This window comes from Klebsiella sp. HMSC16C06 (genome assembly GCF_001808325.1).
Lineage (GTDB): Bacteria > Pseudomonadota > Gammaproteobacteria > Enterobacterales > Enterobacteriaceae > Klebsiella > Klebsiella variicola.
This window is the reverse complement of the sequence record NZ_KV793010.1, coordinates 50,566-72,391: the sequence shown is the minus strand read 5'-3', so window position 1 is coordinate 72,391 and position 21,826 is coordinate 50,566. Positions and strand designations below refer to the sequence as shown.

Annotated in this window: 22 protein-coding genes; 2 read left to right on the top strand and 20 right to left on the bottom strand. The window is 57.9% G+C overall.

The window, feature by feature from the left end:
- Positions 1-9: 9 nt before the first annotated feature.
- The 18 genes from thiK to yceD all read right to left on the bottom strand — a co-directional run bounded on the left by thiK (position 10) and on the right by yceD (position 15,092).
- The gene (thiK, locus tag HMPREF3142_RS17245) at positions 10-837 is read right to left on the bottom strand and encodes a thiamine kinase (RefSeq protein WP_008805995.1); all 828 of its coding nucleotides are present in this window, start codon (positions 835-837) and stop codon (positions 10-12) included.
- Positions 818-1,456 (bottom strand): penicillin-binding protein activator LpoB, encoded by a 639-nt coding sequence (gene lpoB, locus HMPREF3142_RS17240; RefSeq protein ID WP_162493324.1) that lies wholly within the window; start codon positions 1,454-1,456, stop codon positions 818-820. The genes thiK and lpoB overlap by 20 nt, the downstream gene beginning before the upstream one ends.
- A gap of 21 nt (positions 1,457-1,477) precedes the next feature.
- Positions 1,478-1,852, bottom strand: coding sequence for a YcfL family putative periplasmic lipoprotein (locus HMPREF3142_RS17235; RefSeq protein ID WP_002900683.1), 375 nt, complete (start codon positions 1,850-1,852; stop codon positions 1,478-1,480).
- 4 nt (positions 1,853-1,856) lie between these two features.
- Entirely contained in the window at positions 1,857-2,213 is a 357-nt protein-coding gene (gene hinT, locus HMPREF3142_RS17230) for a purine nucleoside phosphoramidase (protein ID WP_004204571.1), read from the bottom strand.
- A 261-nt stretch (positions 2,214-2,474) separates the two neighbouring features.
- Positions 2,475-3,908, bottom strand: coding sequence for a PTS glucose transporter subunit IIBC (ptsG, locus tag HMPREF3142_RS17225; RefSeq protein WP_008805993.1), 1,434 nt, complete (start codon positions 3,906-3,908; stop codon positions 2,475-2,477).
- Between the two features lie 297 nt (positions 3,909-4,205).
- A complete protein-coding gene (locus tag HMPREF3142_RS17220) occupies positions 4,206-5,000 on the bottom strand; it encodes a metal-dependent hydrolase (protein WP_008805992.1) in 795 nt (264 codons plus the stop codon).
- A gap of 10 nt (positions 5,001-5,010) precedes the next feature.
- Entirely contained in the window at positions 5,011-6,015 is a 1,005-nt protein-coding gene (gene holB / locus HMPREF3142_RS17215; RefSeq protein WP_070612245.1) for a DNA polymerase III subunit delta', read from the bottom strand.
- Complete coding sequence (tmk, locus tag HMPREF3142_RS17210) at positions 6,012-6,653, bottom strand: dTMP kinase (RefSeq protein ID WP_008805990.1); 642 nt, start codon at positions 6,651-6,653, stop codon at positions 6,012-6,014. The genes holB and tmk overlap by 4 nt, the downstream gene beginning before the upstream one ends.
- Complete coding sequence (gene yceG / locus HMPREF3142_RS17205; RefSeq protein WP_016160617.1) at positions 6,643-7,665, bottom strand: cell division protein YceG; 1,023 nt, start codon at positions 7,663-7,665, stop codon at positions 6,643-6,645. The genes tmk and yceG overlap by 11 nt, the downstream gene beginning before the upstream one ends.
- A 1-nt stretch (position 7,666) precedes the next feature.
- Positions 7,667-8,476, bottom strand: coding sequence for an aminodeoxychorismate lyase (pabC, locus tag HMPREF3142_RS17200; RefSeq protein ID WP_048267736.1), 810 nt, complete (start codon positions 8,474-8,476; stop codon positions 7,667-7,669).
- Positions 8,477-8,601: 125 nt separating this feature from the next.
- Entirely contained in the window at positions 8,602-9,843 is a 1,242-nt protein-coding gene (fabF, locus tag HMPREF3142_RS17195; protein WP_022065359.1) for a beta-ketoacyl-ACP synthase II, read from the bottom strand.
- Positions 9,844-9,932: 89 nt separating this feature from the next.
- Complete coding sequence (gene acpP / locus HMPREF3142_RS17190) at positions 9,933-10,169, bottom strand: acyl carrier protein (protein WP_000103754.1); 237 nt, start codon at positions 10,167-10,169, stop codon at positions 9,933-9,935.
- Positions 10,170-10,379: 210 nt separating this feature from the next.
- A complete protein-coding gene (fabG, locus tag HMPREF3142_RS17185) occupies positions 10,380-11,114 on the bottom strand; it encodes a 3-oxoacyl-ACP reductase FabG (protein ID WP_002899294.1) in 735 nt (244 codons plus the stop codon).
- 12 nt (positions 11,115-11,126) lie between these two features.
- Entirely contained in the window at positions 11,127-12,056 is a 930-nt protein-coding gene (fabD, locus tag HMPREF3142_RS17180; protein ID WP_012542242.1) for an ACP S-malonyltransferase, read from the bottom strand.
- Between the two features lie 15 nt (positions 12,057-12,071).
- Complete coding sequence (locus HMPREF3142_RS17175) at positions 12,072-13,025, bottom strand: beta-ketoacyl-ACP synthase III (protein ID WP_070612244.1); 954 nt, start codon at positions 13,023-13,025, stop codon at positions 12,072-12,074.
- Between the two features lie 54 nt (positions 13,026-13,079).
- A complete protein-coding gene (plsX, locus tag HMPREF3142_RS17170) occupies positions 13,080-14,177 on the bottom strand; it encodes a phosphate acyltransferase PlsX (RefSeq protein WP_012542244.1) in 1,098 nt (365 codons plus the stop codon).
- 203 nt (positions 14,178-14,380) lie between these two features.
- Positions 14,381-14,554, bottom strand: a complete 174-nt coding sequence (gene rpmF / locus HMPREF3142_RS17165) for a 50S ribosomal protein L32 (protein ID WP_000290724.1) — start codon at positions 14,552-14,554, stop codon at positions 14,381-14,383.
- Positions 14,555-14,570: 16 nt separating this feature from the next.
- Positions 14,571-15,092, bottom strand: coding sequence for a 23S rRNA accumulation protein YceD (gene yceD, locus HMPREF3142_RS17160; protein ID WP_008805983.1), 522 nt, complete (start codon positions 15,090-15,092; stop codon positions 14,571-14,573).
- Positions 15,093-15,233: 141 nt separating this feature from the next.
- Between yceD and HMPREF3142_RS17155 the strand changes: the two genes are divergently transcribed.
- Positions 15,234-15,818: a Maf family protein gene (locus HMPREF3142_RS17155; RefSeq protein ID WP_008805982.1), complete on the top strand. Its 585-nt coding sequence runs from the start codon at positions 15,234-15,236 to the stop codon at positions 15,816-15,818.
- A gap of 37 nt (positions 15,819-15,855) precedes the next feature.
- Here the strand turns inward: HMPREF3142_RS17155 and rluC are convergent, their stop codons facing one another.
- Complete coding sequence (gene rluC / locus HMPREF3142_RS17150; RefSeq protein ID WP_012542245.1) at positions 15,856-16,809, bottom strand: 23S rRNA pseudouridine(955/2504/2580) synthase RluC; 954 nt, start codon at positions 16,807-16,809, stop codon at positions 15,856-15,858.
- Positions 16,810-17,508: 699 nt separating this feature from the next.
- Here rluC and rne point away from each other — a divergent pair.
- Positions 17,509-20,757, top strand: coding sequence for a ribonuclease E (gene rne / locus HMPREF3142_RS17145; protein ID WP_070612243.1), 3,249 nt, complete (start codon positions 17,509-17,511; stop codon positions 20,755-20,757).
- Between the two features lie 38 nt (positions 20,758-20,795).
- Here rne and HMPREF3142_RS17140 read toward each other — a convergent pair whose 3' ends face one another.
- Positions 20,796-21,824 carry a LysR family transcriptional regulator gene (locus HMPREF3142_RS17140; protein ID WP_176747619.1) on the bottom strand — a complete coding sequence of 343 codons (1,029 nt, stop codon included), beginning with the start codon at positions 21,822-21,824 and terminating at the stop codon, positions 20,796-20,798.
- Positions 21,825-21,826 lie beyond the last annotated feature (2 nt).

The following is a 21,826-nucleotide window of genomic DNA, read 5'->3' as shown; positions in this document are numbered from 1 at the left end:
TGACCTCTCTTATCCTTTACGTTCGTTGTCTAACTGACACCATATTTCATCTGCCAGCGTGATAAATTGCCGATCGCCGCTCTGCTGCCAGCGCATTTCATACCATCCCGCCATCAGCAGCAATACCCACGGGCGCCAAAGTACAACCTGCCGCCAAAGCTGCTGCGCGTCGATGGCCGCCCGCCGGGCATACGCCGCCACCAGCTGGCGGCGCTGGTGAGGGGAAATCCACACCGCGGCCAGCTCCAGCGCGATATCGCCATCGCCGGCATATTCCCAGTCGATCAGCCTCAGGCCGGACTCGCTGTGGATAATATTGCCGGCATGGACGTCCATATGCAGCGGCGCCAGCCGCAGAGGACGGGGCTCGCCCCGGCGGCGCAGCCGCTGATGCCAGCGCAGCCAGCGCGGCGTGCGCCGTGCCGGATCGCAAGTCTGCCAGTACTGGGCCAGCAACGGTGCGAGGGTAACACGCCAGCCGAATCGCGGTTGCTGATGCACGTCATACAATAAGTTTGTCAGCATAGGGCAGGCCGGTAACTCGCTTTTCACCTCCCCTGCGCAATATTCCACCACCATCCAGCAGGGTGAGTAAAATAGCGGGGCTGGCGCCAGCCTGGCAGGCAGTCGGCGGAGCGCGCGATACTGACGGCGGAAATAACAGGAAGCGGCTGACGGGTCGTGCGGCTGACGTAGCACGTGCCGCTGGTCGCCGTCGCTGATAATCACACTGCCGCCGCTGAGGCCATTCTGGCTCAGCGAGGCGACAGGATGATAGCGGGGGAAGAAGCGCGACAAGAGCTCATCGCGCGTCAGCTTATTGTTGCTGAACAGCACCTTTACCTGACCAGATAATCTCGCCGGTTTGCACCAGCATCAACTGCATCTTCAGTTCAGGCGCGTTGACGTTGCCGGTGGCATTGGAGTAAAGCACATACTGCGCGCCCACGTTGCGGGCGATACCCATGGCTTTGCTGCGGCTGCCGAGGCTGTCCTGCGGCGACAGGCCCAGCTGCTGTTTGGCGACCCCCAGCTGCTGCGCCGAGACCAGCGTAAACTTGCCGTTGCCGGCCAGCGCATTACGCAGCGCGGTAGTGGCTTCTCCCGCATTCAGCGTACCATTGGTGCGGTTGTTCACGCTGTCAACCAGCAGAATACTGCCCGCATTGACGCCGCTGGCCTGCAGCATCTGCCCCACCAGCGGCTGGACCGCGCCGTTCCAGTCATAATGACGCACGCGCGGCGCCGGCTGACCAGACTGCTGATCCTGATGCTCAATGGGCCCCGGCTGCGACGGTACGGCAGGAACCGCCGGTACCGTCGGCACCGTGGGCTGCGGCTGCGCAGGCTGCTGCGGCTGCGGTTTGGCCTCTTCGACCGGCGCAGGCTGCTCACGTAACCCCGCACAGCCTGCGAGGAATATCGCCAGTGCTGTGATTAACGCATAGCGACACATTTTCATCATTATAATTACCCCTTACAGATAAAGATAAAGGCGGGCCTTATGCGCCCCCAGGATATTGGCGCTACCATACAATGTCACCGAAGAGCGTGCCGGAACCACGATGGTGCGCGGCGCGTCCAGCGGATGCATCTCCAGCCCTCGGGCGTCATACCAGAAAAAACGATAGTGCACGGTGACCGGCTGCTGGCGCTCGTTATACAGCGTTGAGGAGGCGGTAGCCTGAATCTCCGTCGCCACCACGGCAGGCTCGCTGGCGCTGATCCCGGCCGCCAGCACGCTCGACTCCATCACCAGCGCCTGCTGGTCAGAAACCGGGATCTCCGGATGTGAACTACACCCGGCCAGCAGTCCCGCCGCCAGGCAAGCGCCCAAAAGGGTCCTGAGCATGGCGTTAGCCTTTATGCGCCAGCATCGGGCCCAGCGGACGACCGCCCAACAGATGCATGTGGATATGGTAAACTTCCTGGCCGCCGTGGCGGTTGCAATTAACGATCAAACGGTAGCCATCGTCGGCAAGACCTTCATCGCGGGCGATCTTCGCCGCGACGGTCATCATCCGGCCCAGCGCCAGCTCATGTTCGGTGGTGACGTCATTCACGGTAGGAATCAGAACATTCGGGACAATCAGAATGTGGGTGGGTGCCTGCGGGGAGATGTCGCGAAAAGCGGTCACAAGCTCATCCTGATAGACAATATCCGACGGGATCTCCCGGCGAATGATTTTGCTGAAAATCGTTTCTTCTGCCATGACTGATTCCTTATTAGTTTTATCCCATACGCTGGCCTGCTTCTGCAGATAAACGCGGACGCACAGGTTCAGATAAGAGTATGAGCGACATCCTCCCTCTCTTTCAACCTGAAAGCAGTTTTTCTTATTCAACTATAGACTTAGCTGCTGAGGGATTAAGCATTTGCCGGATACTCTTCAGGGTTATCGCCTCAGAAAACCTCACCTCGTAACGTAAAAAAGGCAGCCAATAGGCTGCCTTAGTCTCCCCGATACTACGTCTTAACTGTTACGGATGTACTCATCCATTTCAGTTTTCAGGTTATCGGACTTGGTACCGAAGATGGCCTGTACGCCAGAACCTGCCACTACCACGCCAGCGGCGCCCAGTTTTTTCAGGCCAGCCTGGTCAACTTTCGCTACATCCGCCACGCTAACACGCAGACGAGTAATACATGCGTCGAGGTTGGTGATGTTCTCTTTACCGCCGAAAGCGGCGATCAGAGCCGGAGCCATCTCGCTGGTTGCGCCAGCTTTGCTCTCTTCGGTGGTATCTTCACGACCCGGTGTTTTCAGATCCAGGGCTTTAATCAGCACGCGGAAAATGACGTAGTACACGATCGCATAGCAGATACCGACAATCGGGAACAGCCACAGCTTGCTGCTGTTACCGGACAGGACGATAAAGTCGATCAGGCCGTGAGAGAACGAGGTACCGTCACGCATACCCAGCAGGATACAGATCGGGAACGCCAGACCCGCCAGAATGGCATGGATAACGTACAGGATCGGCGCCACGAACATGAAGGAGAACTCGATCGGCTCGGTGATACCGGTCAGGAACGAGGTCAGCGCGGCGGAGATCATGATACCGCCCACTTTGGCGCGGTTTTCCGGTTTAGCAGAGTGCCAAATCGCGATTGCCGCTGCCGGCAGACCGTACATTTTGAACAGGAAGCCGCCAGACAGTTTGCCCGCGGTCGGGTCGCCTGCCATGTAGCGCGGGATATCGCCGTGGAACACCTGACCAGCCGCGTTGGTGTATTCGCCGATCTGCATCTGGAAAGGAACGTTCCAGATGTGGTGCAGACCAAACGGCACCAGGCAACGCTCGATGAAACCGTAGATACCAAACGCTACCACCGGGTTCTGATAAGCAGCCCACTGGGAGAAGGTCTGGATCGCGGAACCGATCGGCGGCCAAATGAAGGAGAGGATCACGCCGGTGAAGATAGCGGCCAGACCAGAGATAATCGGTACAAAGCGCTTGCCCGCAAAGAAGCCCAGGTATTCTGGCAGCTTGATACGATAGAAGCGGTTGAACATGTACGCGGCGATAGCACCGGAGATAATACCGCCAAGCACGCCGGTATCAGCCAGGTGTTTTGCCGCAATCTCTTCAGCAGGTAAATGCAGCACCAGCGGCGCAACCACCGCCATGGTTTTCACCATGATGCCGTAAGCCACGACTGCAGCCAGTGCGGATACACCGTCGTTATTGGTGAAGCCGAGGGCCACACCGATAGCGAAGATCAGCGGCATGTTGGCGAAAACTGAACCGCCTGCTTCTGCCATAACGTGGGAGACCACGGCTGGCAGCCAGCTGAAGTTTGCAGAACCGACGCCCAGCAGGATACCTGCGATAGGCAGTACGGATACCGGCAGCATCAGCGATTTACCGACCTTCTGCAGGTTAGCAAATGCATTCTTAAACATAATTGAGAGTGCTCCTGAGTATTTGGTACTTTTTTACGTTTTCACGCATTGGCCCGGGGGGGAGAACCGTGCCGTGGACAGGACATCTAAGCGCCCTTTATTTATTACACAGAGTAAAATAATTAACGGGATGATTGTTTGACGGCTATCACGTTTCAATCAGCCTTACGGTAAAAATTTACATCAGCTTACATAAGTTGTATCCAGATGTTGCCAAAAAACCTTCACCGCCACTTTTGTGGCGGTGAACTTTACTCGCTTTGGTTATTAATTACGAGCCTTAAAATAATAAGCAGATCAAGCAGGTTGTAAGCGGGCGGGGTCAATATGGAACAGAGTGGCAAAATTATCGGTGGTCTGCTGGGCCAGTTGCTCCAGCGACACGCCTTTCAGTACCGCCATGTATTCCGCAACGTCACGGACCAGCGCCGGCTGGTTCTCTTTGCCGCGATGGGGGACTGGCGCCAGGTACGGCGAATCGGTCTCCACCAGCAGGCGATCCAGCGGAACATAGCGCGCCGCATCGCGCAGCTGCTCGGCGTTACGAAAAGTGACGATACCGGAAAACGAGATATAGAACCCCATGTCGAGCAATTTACCCGCTGTCTCCCTGTCCTCAGTGAAACAGTGTAGTACGCCACCGCAATCCGTCACCTTTTCTTCGCGTAAAATGGCCAAGGTATCGGCGCGCGCGTCACGGGTGTGGACGATCACCGGCTTATTCAGCTCGCGGCCAATACGTATGTGGTCGCGAAACGAGGTTTGCTGCTGGGCTTTGGTTTCCGGGGTATAAAAATAATCCAGACCGGTCTCCCCCATCGCCACAACGCCCTCTTCCGCCGCCAGCGTGCGCAGGGTCTCCACCTCGTAGGCTTCGTCCTGGTTTAACGGATGCACGCCGCAGGAGAAGACGACGTTGTCACGCGTCCCCACCAGCTCACGCATACTGCGGTAGCCGGGCAAGGTCGTGGCGACCGCCAGGCAGAATTTCACATCGCGCGCGGCCGCTTTTGCCAGCACGTCGTCGACGTTTTTGTGCAGAGTTTGATAATCCAGACCATCAAGATGGCAGTGGGAGTCGACTAAAAACATAATGTCTCACTCAGAGGTGGGATACGGGTAAAACCGTCCCGGGTTGCAGGTAATGTTCCCAGCGCAGCAGGCGCTCGGTGAGCAGCAGTTCGCGGTTGACGCCGACGACGTTCAGCAATTGCTCACGGCAGGTACAGACGTCATGGGCGATCGCCTGCAGCCGGGCGGCGGGCAGGCTGTGCGCCAGCTGCTCCAGCAGCGGCCAGACGTCCGGGTTACTCACCAGGGTAATCCCCTGCTGTCGTTTTTGCGCATCGATCAGCAGCGATGCCAGCCAGTGCAGGCGAACCGCCGCCTGTTCATGATTGAGTATCGGCAGCAACGCCAGCCAGTCACCGCTCGCCAGAGTGGCCGCCAGGGCCTGACACAGCTGCTGCCGCGCCATCCACTGCGGTTCCTGTAATAGTTCGAGCGCCGCGGCCGGCGCGCTGGCGCACAGACGCAACGCGGTCAACAGTGACTCCTGCGGCAGGTTCACCTCTCGCTCCAGCCAGGCCAGGGCATAAGACTCCGACGGCGGCGCCAGGTGGTGCAGGCGACAACGGCTGCGCAGAGTCGTCAGCAGACGCGCCGGCTCCTGGCAGGCGAGGAAGAACCAGGTATTCTCCGGCGGCTCTTCCAGCGTCTTCAGCAACGCGTTGGCGGCGGCATCTGTCAGTAAAGCGGCATCGCTAATCCACACCACTTTCGCCCCGCCAAGGCGCGCGCGCTCATAGAGCTTTTCGTTGACATCGCGCACCGCATCAATGCCCAGCGCACTCTTGCCCTTTTCAGGGGCCAGCGGATAGTAATCAGGATGCGTGCCGGCCTGCATTAGCTGGCAGCTGTGGCAGTGGCCGCAGCTTTTATGCCCTTCGGGCTGGCGGCACATCAGGAAGCGGCACAGCGCGTAAATCAACGCCTCACCGCCCATTCCGCTCAGAGACTGTAACAGTAAGGCGTGGTGGCCTCGTCCGGCCTGATAGCTTCCGACCAGTTGCTCGAACGACGGGCGCAGCCACGGATACCATTTCATGCCGGTTGCTCCGCCATCCACTGGGCGATTGTGGCGCGTATGTCGCGAGCGACGGCGTCGAGCGGCTGGGTCGCGTCAACCGTGCGGATCGACGGGTCTGCAGCGGCCAGCTCAAGGTAGCGCGCGCGGGTGCGATTGAAGAAGTTCATGGACTCCTGCTCAATGCGATCAAGCTCTCCGCGGGCCCGGGCGCGCTGCAGCCCCACTTCCGGCGTGACGTCGAGGTACAGCGTCAGATTGGGGCGGAAATCGCCGAGTACCGCGTCGCGCAGCGTCGCCAGCATCGTACGGTCGATTCCCCGGCCGCCGCCCTGATAAGCCTGAGTCGACAGATCGTGACGATCGCCGATCACCCACTGGCCGCGGGCCAGCGCGGGCTTAATCACGGTCTCCACCAGCTGGACGCGCGCCGCGTAAAACATCAGCACTTCCGCTTTATCATTAATGACCTCATCACCCGTGGACTGGATATCCAGCACCAGGCTACGCAGTTTTTCGGCAAGGACAGTGCCCCCCGGCTCGCGGGTAAACACCATATCGTGAATACCTGCCGACTGCAGCGTCTCCACCACCAGCTGACGTGCGGTGGTCTTCCCGGCGCCCTCCAGCCCCTCGATGACGATATAGTTACTGCGCATTTTTTTCCTTAAGTACTTTCAGATAGTCCTGCACCGCACGGTTATGACTGACCAGGTTTGTGGTAAACGTATGGCCCCCTTTCCCGTCGGCGACAAAATAGAGGTATGACGTTTTCGCCGGATGGGCGGCCGCCTTCAGCGACGCCTCGCCCGGCACTGCGATAGGACCAGGCGGCAGGCCGCTGATGGTATAAGTGTTGTATGCGGTCGGCGTCTCGAGATCCTTACGCGTTAACTTACCAGTATACCCCTCGCCCATCCCGTAGATCACGGTCGGATCGGTCTGTAAGCGCATACCGATGCGCAGGCGATTGATAAATACCGACGCGACGCGGTCGCGCTCTTCCGCCACCGCGGTCTCTTTCTCAATAATCGAGGCCATGGTCAACAGCTGGTTCTGATCGGCATAGGGCAGATTGTCCATCCGTCCTTCCCAGATCTTCGCCACTTCGGCGACCATTTTCTGATGCGCGCGCTTGAGGATGGCGATATCGCTGGTATTGGCGGTGTACATCCAGGTATCCGGCCAGAACCAGCCCTCCACCCAGTCGGCATGCTCAAGACCCAACGCCTTAGCCACCGTCGCGTAGCTATCATCCTCGAGAGTGTGCTTCACGTACGGGGCATCGCGCAGCTGGCGCAGGTAGTCGCTGACGCGCATACCTTCGACAAAGCGCAGCGGAAACTGCGCCTCTTTACCGCTGGCCAGCAGCTGCAGCATCTCGCGCACCGTCATCTGCGGCGTGAAGCGATAGGTCCCGGCTTTGAAGTGAGACAGCTCAGGTTCCACCCGCAGCAGCCACTGGAAAACGCGCGGGCGGTTGATCACCTTCTCGCGATAAAGATCCTGGCCCAGCGCCAGACGGCCGGTACCGGGCTCCAGGGTGAAGATGGTCTCTTCTTTAATCAGCAGCTTGCTGTCCGCCAGCTGGCGTACTTTCCACATGCCTGCCGCCGCGGCGATGCCCAGCACCACCACTAACAGCAGAATAAAACGTAACATTTTCTTCATACTAACCAGACAGCTCACACAAAGGGGCTAAAAAATGGTAAAGCTCGCGCGAGGACCAGACGGTCTCCTCCCAGCGACGAACCGGCACCAGCGGCATCAGCGCATTGCAGATCAGCACTTCATCGGCTTCACGCAATACCTCAGGACGCGCTGTCACTTCGACAACGCGAAACGCCGATGGTGCCAGCTGTGCGATACAGCGCTGCCGCATAATGCCGTTGACCCCGGCGTAATCGAGCCGCGGAGTAAATACATCCCGTCCCTGACGCCAGAATAAATTCGCGGCACAGCATTCCGTAAGCCACCCGTCACTGTCAAGGACCAGCGCCTCATCGGCGTCCGTCTGCTCAAGATGAGAGCGGATCAGTACCTGCTCAAGGCGATTAAGATGCTTCAGTCCGGCAAGCCACGGGTTGCGCCCCAGGGGCACCGGGCTCTGGGTCAGGGTAATGCCCTCCTCCCGCCAGCGCGCATAATGCGCCGGGAATGGAGAGACACTGAGAATGCGGGTGGGCGACACGCAGCCCGCCGTACTGTATCCCCTTCCCCCAACGCCGCGGGTGAGGATCACCTTCAACACGCCCTGCGCGTGCGGCCGCGCCAGACGCTGCATCTCTTCGCTCAGCGTCAGCCAGTCGTGAAATGGTATTTGTAATTTTTCACAGGTTGTCTGCAAACGCTGCAGATGGGCATCCAGTAGCGCAACCTGCCTCTGCTGGATGCGGGCGGTGGTAAAACAGCCGTCGCCAAACTGGGCGGCGCGATCGTTCGCCGCCAGCGTGTCCTGTTCAACGCCATTTATCAAGAACATAAAGGACTCCTTTTCACTGGTCGGTGAGTGTCTCAGGACACGGAGCAGAGGACAAGCGGAGAAAGCCGAATAAAAAAGGCCCGACGAACGGGCCTTTTGTTAAAGCAGTACCGGGGCAAGCCCTGTCACACTTTTTTGAAGATCAGCGAACCGTTAGTGCCGCCAAAACCGAAGGAGTTGCACAGGGTGTACTCCATACCGGAAACCTGACGCGCTTCGTGTGGCACGAAATCGAGGTCGCAGCCCTCATCCGGGTTGTCGAGGTTGATCGTCGGCGGAACCGCCTGGTCGCGCAGCGCCAGGATAGAGTAGATCGACTCTACGGCCCCTGCCGCGCCCAGCAGGTGACCGGTCATGGATTTGGTGGAGCTCACCATGACGCGGTTCGCCGCATCACCGAAGACTGACTTAACGGCCTGCGCTTCTGCTTTATCGCCAGCCGGCGTCGAGGTGCCGTGGGCGTTGACGTAGCCAATCTGGCCCGGTTCGATGCCCGCATCGCGAATGGCATTCACCATCGCCAGCGCGGCGCCCGCACCATCTTCCGGCGGTGACGTCATGTGGTAAGCATCGCTGCTCATGCCGAAGCCAACGATCTCGGCGTAGATTTTGGCACCGCGTTTTTTAGCATGCTCGTACTCTTCCAGCACCACCATACCCGCGCCGTCGCCCAGCACGAAGCCGTCGCGATCTTTATCCCACGGACGGCTCGCCGCCTGCGGGTTGTCATTGCGCGTGGAGAGCGCACGCGCCGCGCCGAAGCCGCCCACGCCAAGCGGGGTACTGGCTTTTTCCGCACCGCCTGCCACCATCGCATCGGCATCGCCATAGGCGATGATGCGCGCGGCCTGGCCGATGTTGTGCACGCCTGAAGTACATGCGGTCGCGATAGAGATGCTTGGCCCACGCAGACCAAACATGATGGTCAGATGCCCGGCCACCATGTTAACAATTGTGGAAGGAACGAAGAATGGGCTGATCTTACGCGGTCCGCCGTTAACCAGCGAACTGTGGTTTTCTTCGATCAAGCCGAGACCGCCAATACCGGAGCCGATAGCGGCGCCAATACGGGTTGCATTCTCTTCCGTCACTTCAAGGCCAGAATCCTGCATGGCCTGAACGCCAGCGACAATTCCATATTGAATGAAGGCATCCATCTTGCGCTGTTCTTTGCGCGAGATAATGTCATCACAGTTAAAATCCTTTACTAAGCCAGCAAATTTCGTTGCATAGGCGCTAGTATCGAAATGGTCGATCAGGCTGATGCCACTCTGACCGGCAAGGAGAGCTTTCCAGGTAGACTCTACGGTATTGCCGACAGGAGACAACATGCCCAGTCCGGTCACAACTACACGACGCTTAGACACGTTTGTCCTCCAGGGAGGGAAAATAGATTCTTGTGGGACAATAAAAAGATAAAACTCAGGCGGTCGAATGACCGCCTGGAGATGTTCACTTACGCCTGGTGGCCGTTGATGTAATCAATGGCAGCCTGAACGGTGGTGATTTTCTCAGCTTCTTCGTCCGGAATCTCAGTATCAAACTCTTCTTCCAGAGCCATTACCAGCTCAACGGTGTCAAGAGAATCAGCGCCCAGGTCTTCAACGAAGGAAGCATTGTTGGTAACTTCTTCCTGCTTAACGCCCAGCTGCTCGCCGATAATTTTCTTAACGCGTTCTTCGATAGTGCTCATACTCTTAAATTTCCTATCAAAACTCGCTTTCGCGATGGTTTTCGTAGTGTATAAAATGTTGAAAAATTTGCAACTAAATCCCGGCAGGTCTTACCACGATTTTGCGCTATTTTGAGGCCGTTTGCCCTAAGAACGCAAATCTTTTCGCACAAAACCGCACAGGGAACCGTGCGAAGTGCGCGGTTCCTGAACGTTTTGCACAAATCTCGGTCAGACCATGTACATTCCGCCGTTGACGTGCAGCGTTTCACCAGTGATGTAACTTGCTTCGTCAGAGGCTAAAAATGCAACCGCGCTGGCGATTTCATTTGGGGTGCCAAGGCGCCCCGCAGGAACTGCCGCCAGCGTACCCGCACGCTGCTCATCGGTCAGCGCACGCGTCATGTCCGTTTCAATAAAGCCCGGAGCAACAACGTTTACAGTAATACCGCGGGACGCAACTTCACGCGCCAGTGATTTACTGAAGCCGATCAGACCCGCTTTCGCCGCAGCGTAGTTGGCCTGACCCGCATTTCCCATGGTACCAACCACAGAACCGATAGTGATAATACGTCCATGACGCTTTTTCATCATAGCGCGCATTACCGCTTTTGACAGACGGAAAACCGATGACAGGTTGGTTTCGATAATATCGTTCCACTCGTCATCTTTCATGCGCATCAACAGATTGTCGCGAGTGATCCCGGCATTATTCACCAGGATATCCACTTCGCCAAACTCTGCGCGCACATTTTCCAGAACAGATTCAATAGATGCCGGGTCGGTCACATTCAACATCAGACCTTTACCGTTGGCGCCTAAATAGTCGCTGATGGCCTGCGCGCCGCTTTCGCTGGTCGCAGTACCGATAACTTTCGCGCCACGAGCGACGAGCGTTTCAGCGATTGCACGGCCAATACCGCGGCTTGCACCGGTAACCAGCGCGATTTTTCCTTCAAAACTCATGGTTTTCCTCTTTTATTGCTCAAGCGCCGCAGACATCGCCGCCGGCTCGTTAAGCGCGGAAGCGGTCAGGGTGTCAACAATACGTTTGGTCAGGCCGGTGAGGACTTTACCCGGGCCAACTTCATACAGATGCGTTACGCCCTGCGCCGCCATAAACTCAACGGTTTTGGTCCACTGGACCGGGCTGTACAGCTGGCGTACCAGCGCGTCGCGAATGGCGTCCGGCGTGGTTTCGCATTTCACGTCGACGTTATTCACTACCGGAATCGTCGGCGCGTTGAAGGTGATTTTCTGCAACTCCAGCGCCAGTTTTTCTGCAGCTGGCTTCATCAGCGCGCAGTGGGACGGCACGCTCACCGGCAGCGGCAGCGCGCGTTTGGCGCCAGCGGCTTTACAAGCGGCGCCAGCGCGTTCAACGGCCTCTTTATGCCCAGCGATAACCACCTGGCCCGGGGAATTGTAGTTCACCGGAGAGACAACCTGCCCTTCGGCCGATTCTTCACAGGCTTTGGCGATAGAAGCGTCATCCAGGCCGATAATCGCGGACATGGCGCCGGTACCTTCCGGTACGGCTTCCTGCATGAATTTCCCGCGCAGTTCAACCAGACGAACGGCATCAGCGAAACCGATAACCCCTGCGCAAACCAGCGCGGAGTATTCGCCGAGGCTGTGGCCCGCCAGCAGGGTCGGCGCTTTGCCGCCCTGCTGCTGCCAGACGCGGTATAGCGCCACGGAGGCGGTCAGCAGCGCCGGCTGAGTCTGCCAGGTTTTATTCAGTTCTTCTGCCGGGCCCTGTTGAGCCAGCGCCCACAGATCGTAACCCAACGCTGCGGACGCTTCACCGAAGGTCTCTTCAATCACCGGCCAGGTGGCAGCCATATCGGCCAGCATGCCTACGGCCTGGGAACCTTGTCCCGGGAACACAAAAGCAAATTGCGTCATGTTTAAATCCTTATACTAAAAACGAACCAGCGCGGAACCCCAGGTGAAACCGCCACCAAAGGCTTCCAGCAGAATCAACTGACCGCGTTGGATACGGCCATCGCGAACGGCTTCATCCAGCGCGCAAGGGACCGACGCCGCGGAGGTGTTGCCATGGCGGTCGAGGGTCACAACGACGTTATCCATCGACATGCCCAGTTTCTTCGCCGTCGCGCTGATAATACGCAGGTTTGCCTGGTGCGGCACCAGCCAGTCCAGCGCTGAACGTTCAAGATTATTCGCTGCCAGCGTCTCATCAACGATGTGCGCCAGCTCGGTGACCGCCACTTTGAAGACTTCATTGCCGGCCATCGTCAGATAGATCGGGTTTTCCGGATCGACGCGATCGGCGTTCGGCAGGGTCAACAGTTCGCCATAGCTGCCGTCAGCATGCAGATGCGTCGAGATAATGCCTGGCTCTTCAGACGCGCCAAGCACTACCGCGCCCGCGCCGTCACCGAAAATAATGATCGTGCCGCGATCGGTGGGATCGCAGGTACGCGCCAGCACATCGGCGCCAATCACCAGCGCATAATCCACCGCGCCGTTCTTCACGTACTGATCGGCGACGCTCAGCGCATAGGTGAAACCGGCGCAGGCGGCCGCGACATCAAACGCCGGGCAACCCTTAACGCCCAGCATAGACTGGATCTGGCATGCCGAACTCGGAAACGCGTGCGTGCCGGAGGTGGTCGCAACGATAATCAGACCAATCTGCTCCGCGGACACGTCCGCCATCGCCAGCGCCTGCTTTGCGGCTTCAAAGCCCATCGTAGCAACTGTTTCATGCGCTGCGGCAATACGACGCTCACGGATACCTGTGCGGGTGACAATCCACTCGTCAGAGGTCTCTACCATTTTTTCCAGGTCGGCGTTTGTACGCACTTGCTCGGGCAGATAGCTGCCGGTACCAATAATCTTCGTATACATGTACGCTCAGTCACTCTTGGGTAATATACCCGCCTCTTTCAACCTGCCGCGGCGTCAATCGTGGCCATTCGTCCCGCTTTGCTGTCGGGAGTTCACGTCACTGTCGCTTTCCGGCAGCGCGAAACCAGCTGGGTATAAAGATTCCAGGCGCGCGGCGATCCGTTGAGGAATTTGCCGCTGCACCGCCTGCACTGCCTGCTCTATCGCGACGCTAAAGGCGCGTTGATTGGCAGCACCATGACTCTTGATCACGGAACCGCGCAATCCTAACAGACAGGCGCCATTATACTGGTCGGGGTTGAGGTGACTGAATCGCCTCGCCAGGCTTTTTTGTAACCAACGTTTTAATAACAGCAGCCACCACGACCGTTTTTTGCCCTCTCCCTGAGATTTCAGCAGTGAAAGGAACATTCTGACAACACCTTCCATGGTTTTTAATGTGACGTTGCCCGTGAATCCATCACAAACCAGCACATCGGTTTTTCCAGTCAACAGTTCATTGGCTTCAAGATAGCCGATGTAGTTGAGGGAAGGCAGCGTTTTCAGCACTGCGGCAGCATCGCGAATGCTGCTGAGGCCTTTCATCTCTTCTTCGCCGATATTCAGCAAGGCGACGCGCGGGTTGGTCATGCCAACCACTTCCTCCGCCAGCACCGCGCCCATGACGGCGAACTGCACCAGCATCGTGCTGTCGCAATCGACGTTGGCGCCGAGATCCAGCACCACGGTTTTGCCCTTCTGCTGGTGCGGCAGAACCGTCACCAGCGCCGGCCGCTCAATACCTTCGATCGGTTTGAGCAACAGTTTCGCCAGTCCCATCAGCGCGCCGGTGTTGCCGGCGCTGACGCAGGCTTCCGCCCGCCCTTCTTTCACAAGCTCCAGCGCCACGCGCATTGAGCTTCCGCGACTGCTGCGGATAGCCTGTGCGGGTCGCGCATCACTGGCAATAACTGACTGCGCAGGAATAATCTGCAGACGCGAACGTTGTTCGAAGTCAGCTTTGGCAAGTAATGGCGTGATGGCGTCGGGGTCGCCGACTAAAAGAAGTGTGAGTTGCGAATTAGAGTTCAGTGCCTGCAGTGCTGCAGGCACCGTCACGGATGGGCCAAAATCGCCCCCCATGACATCTAACGCCAGGGTTAGACGTGTCAAGGTATCGTCGCTGCCCGGTTCGGTGATTCCCCAGTTGCCCGGGGAGTCCTCACTAAGCTTCATCACGCTGGCACTCGCGAATGTTCACGCTGCAGACGCAACAATTCGGGCATTGATGCCCCTGGTGATCGGGTTAACCGAATGTCCAGGGACGCACACGCCCGCCATGGCCTGCAACGGGAAATTCTGCGAGTATCGCGTGATTACTTAGCGATAACCTTGCGACCGCGGTAGAAACCGTCGGCAGTGATGTGGTGACGCAGGTGTTTCTCACCAGAAGTTTTGTCTACAGACAGGCTGGTGACTGCGGTCAGCGCGTCATGGGAACGACGCATGCCACGTTTGGAACGGGTTGGTTTATTCTGTTGTACGGCCATGGACCTTACTCCTCAATTACTTACGCTTTAAGCTGGCTAATACGGCAAATGGGTTTGGTTTTTGTGCCTCTTCAGGCAGTTCGCCAAAGACCATGTCCGCGTCGGACACTTCACAGTGTTCAGAATCATGCACCGGAACTACGGGCAGGGAGAGGATAATTTCATCCTCGACCATTGCCTGCAGGTCGATTTCACCGAATTCGTTAACCTCAATCGGCTCATACGCTTCCGGTAGTGCTTCGGCCTGTTCGTCATTTCTGACGGGGCTAAAACAATACGTGGTGTGGACGTGATGAGGGAACGGTTTCCCGCAACGCTGGCATTCGAGGGTTACCGTTACCTTTGCATCGCCAGTAATGACGGCGAGACGCTGGTTATCGATAGCGAACGACATGCTGCATTCCACATCGCTGTCCACGCTGACTACAGAATCGGCTACACGTTCAACCTGATCGCGGGCATAGATGCCTTCGTAATCAAGGCGTTTTTGAGCCGTGCGGACCGGATCAAGAGTCAGGGGTAATTTTACCTTTTGCATAGGGCGCGCATATTAACTTTGTAATGTCATAGAGTCAAAGAAAAAGGCAGCCTCAGGTTGCCTTTTGCCATTTATTCGCACACATTGCGGCGCATAGTTTAAGATGATGCTCTGCGAAGCGCTATATGTGGATGAAAAAATATGTCTGAACTTATCCTCGCGTCAACCTCTCCCTGGCGGCGCATGCTGCTGGAAAAACTGGGGTTACCGTTTGAATGTGCCGCGCCTGACGTTGACGAAACGCCGCTGCCGGAAGAATCCGCGCGTCAGCTTGTCGCCCGACTGGCGCAAGCCAAAGCGCAAAGCCTGGCCTCCCGCTATCCGCACCACCTTATTATAGGCTCCGATCAGGTTTGCGTATTAGACGGTGAAATCACCGGCAAACCGCACACCGAAGAAAATGCCCGCCGGCAGTTGCGAAAGGCCAGCGGGACCATCGTCACCTTTTATACCGGTCTGGCGCTATACAACTCCGCCACCGGCCATCTGCAAACCGAATGCGAGCCCTTTGACGTTCACTTTCGCCATCTCAGCGATAAAGAGATTGAAGGCTACGTCCGCAAAGAGAACCCGCTGCAATGCGCCGGGAGTTTCAAGAGCGAGGGGTTAGGGATTACGCTATTTGAACGACTGGAAGGCCGCGACCCGAACACTCTGGTCGGTTTACCCTTAATCGCGCTCTGTCAGATGCTGCGCCGCGAGAATAACAATCCGCTGTTAGGTTAAAGCAAAAAAAACGGCGGAACTGATTCCGCCGTTGCGCTTATTTGCTCTTACGTAGCACCTGTAAACAGTGCTTCAGCTGGTTATCCAGCGGCGCCTCAACGCGCATCACCTCCCCGCTCCCCGGGTGGGTAAACTTCAGCGCCGCCGCGTGCAGGAACAGGCGGTTTAAGCCGGTACCGGACAGCTGCTTGTCGAACTCGCGGTCGCCATAGCGATCGTCAAAAGCGATAGGATGCCCGGCATACTGGGTATGAACGCGGATCTGATGCGTGCGGCCGGTGACCGGGCTGCAGCGCACCAGCGTGGCGAATTCGTAACGCTCTTCCACTTTAAAGCGCGTCTCCGACGGCTTGCCTTCCTGACTCACGCGAACGATACGCTCCCCACTCTGCAGAATATTCTTCAACAGCGGGGCCTGGACCACTTTGGTATGCGACTGCCACTGGCCGCGCACCAGCGCCAGGTAGTCTTTCTGCATGCCTTTATCGCGCAGCTGCTCGTGCAGCGAACGCAGCGCCGAGCGCTTTTTCGCCACCAGCAGCACGCCGGAGGTATCGCGGTCGAGACGATGCACCAGCTCAAGGAAACGTGCCTCCGGGCGCAGGGCGCGCAGCCCTTCAATCACGCCAAAGCTCAGTCCGCTGCCGCCGTGTACCGCAGTACCGGAAGGTTTGTTGAGTACCAGAATATGATCGTCTTCATAGAGGATCACCTCAGAGAGCGCGGCCACTTTCTGCAGATGCGGCGATACCGCCTCTTCTTCACGCTCCGCCACGCGCACCGGCGGGATACGGACTTCATCACCCGCTTCCAGCTTATACTCCGGCTTCACGCGCTTTTTGTTTACCCGCACCTCGCCTTTACGCAGGATGCGATAAATCATGCTCTTCGGTACACCTTTCAATTGGGTACGCAAAAAGTTGTCGATACGTTGCCCCGCTTCATCAGCAGCAATGGCAACCATTTTTACGGTTGGGGTCTCAGTTTTCATGGTGCGCGATTCTAAATAGCCGGACGCATTAGCGCCACTCATTTTTATATGCTTATATTTATCATTATCCTGTTTTCACGGTTTACCTGACCGCCATTTTGTTTGTTATTAGAACAATCTGTATGGGCAGGTGATAAAACTGTGAGTAACCGGGTGATAAAAGGTGAAAGTCAACTTGCTATAACAAGGTTAGCAATGGAATAATGAGACCGTTTTCCGTATTGCATCTTGTTAGAACAAGACATTAGCGGAATGACCAATTTTGTCTGACCGATCGCCCACGCAGCAATGGCGTAAGACGTTGTGATCTTTCAGACAGTTAGCGGGCTGCGGGTTGCAGTCCTTACCGGTACAGGCTCTATGGATTTCAAGTCGCAGGAAGGCGTCAACTCCGGGACTCCCGGGAGCTCATCTGGATCCTTTGATCGAGGTGAGCAGGTTAAGCCACCATGCCTGCAACGCGAAAGACGACGAGTATAAATGGAATATTCTCTGGTGATACATCCCAGGCTGTTCCCCTGAATAATTGCGCTGTGTTTCCGTTTGAAACACAGGCGACCGACACTCTGCGCCTCTTAAGCGCGCGACAACCGTGAGGTTGGCGACGTGAACCAGACACGAGGCCATCGGTTTTCCCCCGGAAAGGCATTACTCTGCCCGCAGCTTAGTCGTCAATGTAAGAATAATGAGTAAGTTACGATGAAAAGAATGTTAATCAACGCAACTCAGCAGGAAGAGTTGCGCGTCGCCCTTGTTGATGGGCAGCGCCTGTACGACCTGGATATCGAAAGCCCCGGGCACGAACAGAAAAAAGCGAACATCTACAAAGGCAAAATCACCCGCATTGAACCTAGCCTTGAAGCCGCGTTTGTCGATTACGGCGCCGAGCGTCATGGTTTCCTCCCCCTCAAAGAAATCGCCCGCGAATACTTCCCCGCTAACTACAATGCGCACGGTCGTCCTAATATCAAAGACGTGCTGCGTGAAGGTCAGGAAGTTATCGTGCAGATTGATAAAGAAGAACGCGGCAACAAAGGCGCTGCGCTCACCACCTTTATCAGCCTGGCAGGCAGCTATCTGGTCCTGATGCCGAACAACCCGCGCGCGGGGGGAATTTCCCGCCGTATCGAGGGCGACGACCGCACTGAACTGAAAGAAGCGCTGGCGAGCCTGGAGCTTCCGGACGGCATGGGTCTTATCGTTCGCACCGCTGGCGTCGGCAAATCTGCCGAAGCCCTGCAGTGGGACCTGAGCTTCCGCCTGAAGCACTGGGAAGCGATTCAGAAAGCCGCGGAAAGCCGTCCGGCGCCGTTCCTGATCCACCAGGAAAGCAACGTGATTGTCCGCGCATTCCGCGATTATCTGCGCCAGGACATCGGCGAAATCCTGATCGATAACCCGAAAGTGCTCGAGCTGGCGCGCCAGCATATCGCCGCACTGGGTCGTCCGGATTTCAGTAGCAAAATCAAACTGTACACCGGTGAAATCCCGCTGTTCAGCCATTATCAGATTGAATCGCAAATTGAGTCCGCCTTCCAGCGTGAAGTGCGCCTGCCTTCCGGCGGGTCTATCGTTATCGACAGCACCGAAGCGCTGACCGCGATCGATATCAACTCCGCCCGCGCCACCCGCGGCGGCGATATCGAAGAGACAGCCTTCAATACCAACCTTGAAGCGGCTGACGAGATTGCCCGCCAGCTGCGTCTGCGCGACCTCGGCGGCTTGATCGTTATCGACTTCATCGATATGACCCCGGTTCGCCACCAGCGTGCGGTGGAAAACCGTCTGCGTGAAGCCGTTCGTCAGGACCGCGCGCGCATTCAGATCAGCCATATTTCGCGCTTCGGCCTGCTGGAGATGTCTCGCCAGCGCCTGAGCCCGTCGCTGGGCGAATCCAGCCATCACGTCTGCCCGCGCTGTTCCGGCACCGGTACCGTGCGTGATAACGAATCGCTGTCGCTGTCTATTCTGCGTCTGATTGAAGAAGAAGCGCTGAAAGAGAACACCAAAGAAGTCCACGCCATCGTTCCGGTACCGATCGCCTCTTATCTGCTGAACGAAAAACGTGCCGCAGTGAGCGCAATCGAATCCCGTCAGGGCGATGTCCGCGTCATTATCGTGCCAAACGACGAGATGCAGACGCCGCACTACTCCGTCCTGCGCGTGCGTAAAGGTGAAGAGACCTCAACGCTGAGCTATCTGCTGCCGAAGCTGCATGAAGAAGAGATGGCGCTGCCTGGTGACGAGGAGCCAGCAGAACGTAAACGTCCGGAGCAGCCTGCGCTGGCCGCCTTTGTGATGCCTGACGCCCCACCGGCACCGATGCTGGAAGAGCCTGTGGCTGCCCCTGCGGTCGCCGCTGCCCCGGTCGCGGCCGCCGCGTCGGCCCAGCCGGGACTGCTCTCACGCTTCTTCAGCGCGCTGAAAAATATCTTCTCTGGCACTGAAGAAGCCAAGCCGGTTGAAGTTCCGGTCGAGAAGAAAGCGGAAGAAAAACCGGAGCGTCAGCAGGAGCGTCGCAAACCGCGGAGCAACAACCGCCGCGATCGCAACGACCGCAACGACCGCAACGATCGCCGTGATAACCGCGACAATCGTGACAACCGCGATAACCGTGACAATCGCGACACCCGTGCGGACAATGCCGAGGGTCGTGAGCCGCGCGAATCGCGTGAAGAAAACCGTCGCAATCGTCGCGAAAAGCAGCCGCAAAACGTAGAAGCGCGTGACGCTCGCCAGACCGTCGGCGATGACGCGGACAAAGCCAAATCCCGCGACGAGCAGCAGCCGCGCCGCGAACGCTCCCGCCGCCGCAATGACGATAAACGTCAGGCGCAGCAGGAAGCCAAGGTGCAGACGCGTGAAGAGCCGGAAGTACAGGAGACTGAGCAGGAAGAGCGTGTGCAGACTCTGCCGCGTCGTAAACCGCGTCAGCTCTCCCAGAAAGTACGCATTGAGTCAGCCGTTGCCGAGCAGACTGCCGAGATCGCGCCTGAGACCGTTGTGGCTGAAGTCGCCACCCCGCGCAGCGAGCCGGTGAAAGCCGAGCTGCCGGCGGTAGTGGAAAACGTAGTGGAACACGATGAAAACGGCGAATCCCGTGAAGCGAACGGTATGCCGCGCCGCTCTCGTCGTTCCCCGCGTCATCTGCGCGTGAGCGGTCAGCGCCGTCGTCGCTATCGTGACGAACGCTATCCGACCCAGTCGCCGATGCCGCTGACCGTCGCCTGCGCCTCGCCGGAGATGGCTTCCGGTAAAGTCTGGATCCGCTACCCGGTCGTTCGTCCGCAGGACCAGCAGCCGGAAGAGGTTCCGGTTCAGGACACCAGCGCCATTGAAGCCATCGAGGCTGTTGCGACACCGGTTGCCGTGGTTGAAACCGTCACTGCCGCGCCAGTTACCGTCGAGCCGGCGACCATGGAGCCCGTTACCGCTGAGCCGGTGGTCGTCGAACCTGTCGTAGCCGCCGAGCCGGTGATCGTTGATACTCCGGAAATTGTCGAGCCAGCCGCTGTCGAGCCAGCGCCGGTCGAAGCGCCAGCTGTCGAAGCGCCTCAGGCTATTGCGCCAGTGACGATCGACGCCGAGCCGGTCACGGTTGAACCTGAAGTGGTGGAAACGGCGCCTGTCGTTGAAGCGCCAGTGGAAACCATCGTTCCGGCCGCGGAAACCGTGGTGGAAGCACCGGTGACCGAAGCCGCCCCAACAGCCCCTGCCGAACCGGTCAAAGCTGAAACGCCGGTAAGCAAACCCGTGGTTGTGGCTGGCGATCGCCATGCTACCGCGCCGATGACCCGGGCGCCTGCTCCGGACTATGTCCCGGAAGCGCCGCGCCACAGCACCTGGGTCCGCCCGCCGTTCGCTTTTGAAGGTAAAGGCGCCGCCGGTGGTCATAGTGCGACGCGTAAAGCCACCGCAGAACCGACCCGCCCACAGCCCGTCGAATAAGCGTGCTTAATAAAAAAACCGGCCTCTGGCCGGTTTTTTTATGCGCTTTGCGGACGCTGCATCCCGGCCAGATCCGGCATGATCTCCCGCATCAGGTCAAGGAACTTACGCAGGCGTGTCGGATAATAGCGCGCCCAGGGATAAACCAGATGAACCGGTAGCGAGGCGGGACGCCACTGCGGGAACAGCTCAATCAGCCGTCCGGCGGCAATATCCTCCACGACTGTCCAGCTGGACACCATCGCCACCCCCAGCCCCGCCAGCGCGGTATTTCGCGCGACGTACAGGCTGTCAGTGCTCAGGCAGGGGGTGATGGCCGTCGAGACGATTTGCCCACTTTCCAGATGCCGGAGCCGTATCTCATGCTGATAAAAGGTATTAATGGCGATCCACGGCAGGCCGGATAGCGCCTCCAGCGAGGTTAACGGCGGGTACTTCGCCAGGAGTTCAGGGGAAGCCACCACGCAGCGCGGCACTTCCGCCAGCAGCACGGATACCGTGGCCGGATCCACCTCCGCGCCAACGCGGATGGCGCAGTCGATATTATCGCTGAGAAAGTCGACGGTATTATCATTCAACATCCACTCGACCGACAGTTGCGGATGACGCTGCAGAAATGCGACCAGCGGCGCCAGCAGCTGTTGCTGGCCAAAAGCATGGGGAGCCCGTACCCGCAGCACCCCCACGGGCTGATCGTCGGCAATACGCAGATCATCCTCCAGCGCCAGCCAGGCGTCCACGACCTGACGGGCATGGCGATAACAGCGTTCACCATCGTCAGTGAGCTTCATCGCATGAGTGGTGCGCAGGATCAACTTCACCCCCAGCAGTCCTTCCAGGGACTGCAGGCGGCGGCTGACGGTTGCCTGGGTGGTATCCATCTGCCCCGCGGCGGCGGAGAGTGAGCCGGCCTCTATAATACGAATATAGGTGCGCATCAGCTCAATGCGGTCTATACGCTCCTGTCTTTTCATTTTTCTTTTGCCTATACGTGCTACGTATAACCGTTTTACCACCAGCCCGGCTACCGCGCCAGCTGCATTCAGGGAAAAATAGCGCCATCGCATCA

Excerpts from the sequence above, each read along its gene's own strand:
- rne (WP_070612243.1), top strand. The coding sequence starts at position 17,509 with ATGAAAAGAATGTTAATCAACGCAACTCAGCAGGAAGAGTTGCGCGTC.
- tmk (WP_008805990.1), bottom strand. The coding sequence starts at position 6,653 with ATGCGCAGTAACTATATCGTCATCGAGGGGCTGGAGGGCGCCGGGAAG.
- rluC (WP_012542245.1), bottom strand. The coding sequence starts at position 16,809 with ATGAAAACTGAGACCCCAACCGTAAAAATGGTTGCCATTGCTGCTGAT.
- pabC (WP_048267736.1), bottom strand. The coding sequence starts at position 8,476 with ATGTTCTTGATAAATGGCGTTGAACAGGACACGCTGGCGGCGAACGAT.
- rpmF (WP_000290724.1), bottom strand. The coding sequence starts at position 14,554 with ATGGCCGTACAACAGAATAAACCAACCCGTTCCAAACGTGGCATGCGT.
- yceD (WP_008805983.1), bottom strand. The coding sequence starts at position 15,092 with ATGCAAAAGGTAAAATTACCCCTGACTCTTGATCCGGTCCGCACGGCT.
- HMPREF3142_RS17140 (WP_176747619.1), bottom strand. The coding sequence starts at position 21,824 with ATGCGATGGCGCTATTTTTCCCTGAATGCAGCTGGCGCGGTAGCCGGG.
- lpoB (WP_162493324.1), bottom strand. The coding sequence starts at position 1,456 with ATGTGTCGCTATGCGTTAATCACAGCACTGGCGATATTCCTCGCAGGC.
- HMPREF3142_RS17220 (WP_008805992.1), bottom strand. The coding sequence starts at position 5,000 with ATGTTTTTAGTCGACTCCCACTGCCATCTTGATGGTCTGGATTATCAA.
- HMPREF3142_RS17175 (WP_070612244.1), bottom strand. The coding sequence starts at position 13,025 with ATGTATACGAAGATTATTGGTACCGGCAGCTATCTGCCCGAGCAAGTG.
- HMPREF3142_RS17155 (WP_008805982.1), top strand. The coding sequence starts at position 15,234 with ATGTCTGAACTTATCCTCGCGTCAACCTCTCCCTGGCGGCGCATGCTG.
- hinT (WP_004204571.1), bottom strand. The coding sequence starts at position 2,213 with ATGGCAGAAGAAACGATTTTCAGCAAAATCATTCGCCGGGAGATCCCG.
- yceG (WP_016160617.1), bottom strand. The coding sequence starts at position 7,665 with ATGAAGAAAATGTTACGTTTTATTCTGCTGTTAGTGGTGGTGCTGGGC.
- HMPREF3142_RS17235 (WP_002900683.1), bottom strand. The coding sequence starts at position 1,852 with ATGCTCAGGACCCTTTTGGGCGCTTGCCTGGCGGCGGGACTGCTGGCC.
- fabD (WP_012542242.1), bottom strand. The coding sequence starts at position 12,056 with ATGACGCAATTTGCTTTTGTGTTCCCGGGACAAGGTTCCCAGGCCGTA.
- ptsG (WP_008805993.1), bottom strand. The coding sequence starts at position 3,908 with ATGTTTAAGAATGCATTTGCTAACCTGCAGAAGGTCGGTAAATCGCTG.
- fabG (WP_002899294.1), bottom strand. The coding sequence starts at position 11,114 with ATGAGTTTTGAAGGAAAAATCGCGCTGGTTACCGGTGCAAGCCGCGGT.
- holB (WP_070612245.1), bottom strand. The coding sequence starts at position 6,015 with ATGAAATGGTATCCGTGGCTGCGCCCGTCGTTCGAGCAACTGGTCGGA.
- acpP (WP_000103754.1), bottom strand. The coding sequence starts at position 10,169 with ATGAGCACTATCGAAGAACGCGTTAAGAAAATTATCGGCGAGCAGCTG.